This window comes from Nocardiopsis sp. NPDC058789 (genome assembly GCF_042745575.1).
Classification (GTDB): Bacteria; Actinomycetota; Actinomycetes; order Streptosporangiales; family Streptosporangiaceae; genus Nocardiopsis; species Nocardiopsis eucommiae.
Genome location: NZ_JBHYOW010000033.1, coordinates 1,500 through 5,456, shown reverse-complemented (window position 1 = coordinate 5,456; position 3,957 = coordinate 1,500). Strand labels below are relative to the sequence as shown.

2 rRNA genes (1 of these 2 cut by a window edge) are annotated in these 3,957 nt (G+C 56.4%); both read left to right on the top strand.

The annotated features are described in order from the left end of the window. Positions 1 to 207 precede the first annotated feature (207 nt). Positions 208 to 1,740 (top strand): 16S ribosomal RNA (locus ACFW3L_RS26115). A 306-nt stretch (positions 1,741 to 2,046) separates the two neighbouring features. Beyond that, a 23S ribosomal RNA gene (locus ACFW3L_RS26110) occupies positions 2,047 to 3,957 on the top strand (it continues 1,279 nt past the right edge of the window). Together the 16S and 23S rRNA genes form the textbook arrangement of a ribosomal RNA operon.

The following is a 3,957-nucleotide window of genomic DNA, read 5'->3' as shown; positions in this document are numbered from 1 at the left end:
TCTGGCGCTTGTACGGGAAGAGCGATTGTTTCTTGAGAACTCAACAGCGCGTGTTTGATTTTCTTTAAGCCATGTTTGTTTTGGCCCCGACGCACTTCGGTGCGTAGGGTTCCTTTGATTAACCAACGCGAGTTGGTTGGTCAGGATTTCTTCTAGGTTTACTCGCCCCAGGCTGACCGCGAGGTCGCCGGGACGGGTTGTTTGACCTTTATGGAGAGTTTGATCCTGGCTCAGGACGAACGCTGGCGGCGTGCTTAACACATGCAAGTCGAGCGGTAAGGCCCTTCGGGGTACACGAGCGGCGAACGGGTGAGTAACACGTGAGCAACCTGCCCCTGACTCTGGGATAAGCGGTGGAAACGCCGTCTAATACCGGATACGACCCACCACCTCATGGTGGAGGGTGGAAAGTTTTATCGGTCAGGGATGGGCTCGCGGCCTATCAGCTTGTTGGTGGGGTAACGGCCTACCAAGGCGATTACGGGTAGCCGGCCTGAGAGGGCGACCGGCCACACTGGGACTGAGACACGGCCCAGACTCCTGCGGGAGGCAGCAGTGGGGAATATTGCACAATGGGCGAAAGCCTGATGCAGCGACGCCGCGTGGGGGATGACGGCCTTCGGGTTGTAAACCTCTTTTACCACCAACGCAGGCTCCACGTTCTCGTGGGGTTGACGGTAGGTGGGGAATAAGGACCGGCTAACTACGTGCCAGCAGCCGCGGTAATACGTAGGGTCCGAGCGTTGTCCGGAATTATTGGGCGTAAAGAGCTCGTAGGCGGCATGTCGCGTCTGCTGTGAAAGACCGGGGCTTAACTCCGGTTCTGCAGTGGATACGGGCATGCTAGAGGTAGGTAGGGGAGACTGGAATTCCTGGTGTAGCGGTGAAATGCGCAGATATCAGGAGGAACACCGGTGGCGAAGGCGGGTCTCTGGGCCTTACCTGACGCTGAGGAGCGAAAGCATGGGGAGCGAACAGGATTAGATACCCTGGTAGTCCATGCCGTAAACGTTGGGCGCTAGGTGTGGGGACTTTCCACGGTTTCCGCGCCGTAGCTAACGCATTAAGCGCCCCGCCTGGGGAGTACGGCCGCAAGGCTAAAACTCAAAGGAATTGACGGGGGCCCGCACAAGCGGCGGAGCATGTTGCTTAATTCGACGCAACGCGAAGAACCTTACCAAGGTTTGACATCACCCGTGGACCTGTAGAGATACAGGGTCATTTAGTTGGTGGGTGACAGGTGGTGCATGGCTGTCGTCAGCTCGTGTCGTGAGATGTTGGGTTAAGTCCCGCAACGAGCGCAACCCTTGTTCCATGTTGCCAGCACGTAATGGTGGGGACTCATGGGAGACTGCCGGGGTCAACTCGGAGGAAGGTGGGGACGACGTCAAGTCATCATGCCCCTTATGTCTTGGGCTGCAAACATGCTACAATGGCCGGTACAATGGGCGTGCGATACCGTAAGGTGGAGCGAATCCCTTAAAGCCGGTCTCAGTTCGGATTGGGGTCTGCAACTCGACCCCATGAAGGTGGAGTCGCTAGTAATCGCGGATCAGCAACGCCGCGGTGAATACGTTCCCGGGCCTTGTACACACCGCCCGTCACGTCATGAAAGTCGGCAACACCCGAAACTTGTGGCCTAACCCTTCGGGGAGGGAATGAGTGAAGGTGGGGCTGGCGATTGGGACGAAGTCGTAACAAGGTAGCCGTACCGGAAGGTGCGGCTGGATCACCTCCTTTCTAAGGAGTCTTTGAAGACCAACACCTTTCTATCGTTGGTCGGACTCGAAAGTGGACCTCACACCCTTCGGGGTGGTGGGGAGTGGCTGAAGAAAATTGGACTTTGCTCCCGGCGACTAGAAGCGTCGGGGGGCGCGCTGTTGGGTATCTGAGGAAGCAATCCTTGTGGTTGGTTCCCGCTACCACCTCCAGTAACTCCCACGATCTGAGCCCTTTCGGGGTTTGGGTTTGTGGTTTGAGGTAGGGGAGTTTGTGGTTGGTGTTTTGATTTGTGAATAGTGTGCGCGAGCATCTTATTATCTGTAGTGGCCAAGTGATAGTGGCACACGGTGGATGCCTTGGCATCAGGCGCCGATGAAGGACGTGGGAGGCCACGATAGGCCGCGGGGAGCTGTCAACCGAGCTTTGATCCGCGGGTGTCCGAATGGGGAAACCTAGCCCGAGTTGTGTCGGGTTGCCGCTACCTGAATGTATAGGGTAGTTGGTGGTGACGCGGGGAAGTGAAACATCTCAGTACCCGTAGGAAGAGTAAACAACAGTGATTCTCCTAGTAGTGGTGAGCGAACGGGGAAGAGGCTAAACCGTGCGCGTGTGATAGACGACAGTCGTTGCGTGTGCGGGGTTGTGGGATGCATCTTTTCAGGTCTGTCGGCCTGGAGCGCTGATGATTTTTCTAGCTGAATCCGTTGGGAAGCGGTACCGGAGTGGGTGAGAGTCCCGTAGGTGAAGGAAGAGTCTAGGTGTTGATGTTCTCCCGAGTAGCGCGGAGCCCGAGAAATTCCGTGTGAATCTGGCAGGACCACCTGCTAAGCCAAAATACGTCCTGATGACCGATAGTGCACTAGTACCGTGAGGGAAAGGTGAAAAGTGCCCCGGTGAGGGGTCGTGAAATAGTACCTGAAACCGTGTGCTGTCAAGCCGTCAGAGCTGGGTCTTGTACCTGGTGATGGCGTGCCTTTTGAAGAATGAGCCTGCGAGTCATGGTGTGTGGCGAGGTTAACCCGGGTGGGGTAGCCGTAGGGAAACCGAGTCTGAATAGGGCGTTTGAGTCGCATGCTGTGGACCCGAAGCGGAGTGATCTACCCATGTCCAGGGTGAAGCGGGGGTAAGACCTCGTGGAGGCCCGAACCCACCAGAGTTGAAAATCTGGGGGATGAGGTGTGGGTAGGGGTGAAAGGCCAATCAAACTCCGTGATAGCTGGTTCTCCCCGAAATGCATTTAGGTGCAGCGTCGCGTGTTTCTTGCTGGAGGTAGAGCTACTGTTTGGCTGATGGGCCCTACAAGGTTACTGACGTCAGACAAACTCCGAATGCCGGTTAAGTGAAGCGTGGCAGTGAGACTGCGGGGGATAAGCTTCGTAGTCGAGAGGGAAACAGCCCAGATCATCAGCTAAGGCCCCTAAGCGTGTGCTAAGTGGGAAAGGTTGTGGAGTTGCTGAGACAACCAGGAGGTTGGCTTAGAAGCAGCCATCCTTTAAAGAGTGCGTAATAGCTCACTGGTCAAGTGGTTCTGCGCCGATAATGTAGCGGGGCTTAAGTACACCGCCGAAGCTGTGAAGTCCAAGTTTAGACTTGGGTTGGTAGGGGAGCGTCGTGCATCCAGTGAAGCTGCCGAGTGATCGAGTGGTGGAGGGTGTGCGAGTGAGAATGCAGGCATGAGTAGCGAAAGCAACGTGAGAAACGTTGCCGCCGATTGACTAAGGGTTCCTGGGGCAGGTTAATCCGCCCAGGGTGAGTCTGGACCTAAGGCGAGGCCGACAGGCGTAGTCGATGGATAACGGGTTGATATTCCCGTACCCGTGCACGAGCGTCCAGTATCGAATCAGGTGATGCTAACCACGCTGGTTCTTGGTGGTCCCTTCGGGGAGTGCCTCTGAACTGGTCTGGGACCCGAGCTTGTAGTAGGTAAGTGATGGGGTGACGCAGGAGGGTAGCTCTACCCGGCGGTGGTTGTCCGGGGGTAAGCGTGTAGGCCGAGGGGTAGGCAAATCCGCCTCTCATGAAGGCTGAGACGTGATGCCGAGCCGTTTTTGGTGAAGTGAGTGATCCCATGCTGTCGAGAAAAGCCTCTAGCGAGTTCGTGTGTGGCCAGTACCCTAAACCGACGCAGGTGGTCAGGTAGAGAATACCGAGGCGTTCGGGTGAACCATGGTTAAGGAACTCGGCAAATTGTCCCCGTAACTTTGGGAGAAGGGGAGCCCTGTCTGGTGACGGTCT